Origin of the sequence: Paraburkholderia sp. UYCP14C (genome assembly GCF_004197395.1) — a bacterium.
Taxonomy (GTDB): domain Bacteria; phylum Pseudomonadota; class Gammaproteobacteria; order Burkholderiales; family Burkholderiaceae; genus Paraburkholderia.
Genome location: NZ_SELS01000314.1, coordinates 1 through 655 on the forward strand (window position 1 = coordinate 1; position 655 = coordinate 655).

General features: G+C 56.3%; 1 protein-coding gene. It reads left to right on the plus strand.

Annotated elements, in window-relative coordinates; all coding sequences use genetic code 11:
* The first annotated feature begins 261 nt into the window (after positions 1–261).
* Entirely contained in the window at positions 262–555 is a 294-nt protein-coding gene (locus tag EVC45_RS45015) for a hypothetical protein (protein ID WP_129964408.1), read from the plus strand.
* Positions 556–655: the final 100 nt, after the last annotated feature.

The window sequence follows — 655 nt, forward strand, 5'->3', positions numbered from 1 at the left end:
CGAAGCCCGTCAGGAAAGGCTGATGAAGCTGGCCGCCTGAGCTGCAAAAGCTTGTCCAGACAACCGGAGCCGATACAAGCAGGCGTGCCCTAGTAGCGCCACAGTGCAGCATTGTCTCGAGGCGCCAACGGTATCTCGCCCCTGATTGACACACGTTAAGCGCGCTTTTGACGGATACGGTTATATTAAATGCACCGTCGCGGCAAACGTTCGCTCGAGACCCATATGCGTCGGCCGCGTCTTCACATTTAAGAATCCGCCATGACAGTACAACCCATTACATCGCTCAATCTGTGCGCCGCAAATCTCACGCTCGCCCTGCAAATGCAGGCGACCTACCACGAAACCCTGAAACGAAATTGCGATCTGGGGTTACAGCGCATTAGGCGCGACATCGCAGCAGTCCAAGCCATTTGCGATGTTGCTGTGGCTGCGCGTGACTGCACCGAACTAGCAGCGTCATATCTGATCATGTCACGCGACTATGTAGCAACCACCAGGGATCTTTGGCAGCAAGGACTGTTGAGTCTGGCCCCCGACATCAAAACGACCTGACTCGTCGGCGCGGACCTGCTTTGTTCGGCAGGGTAGGCGCCCAGTTGGTTGCGGACGCAATTAGGCCTTTTTAACGCACTGCGCCTGGCCAAAGGCGTTC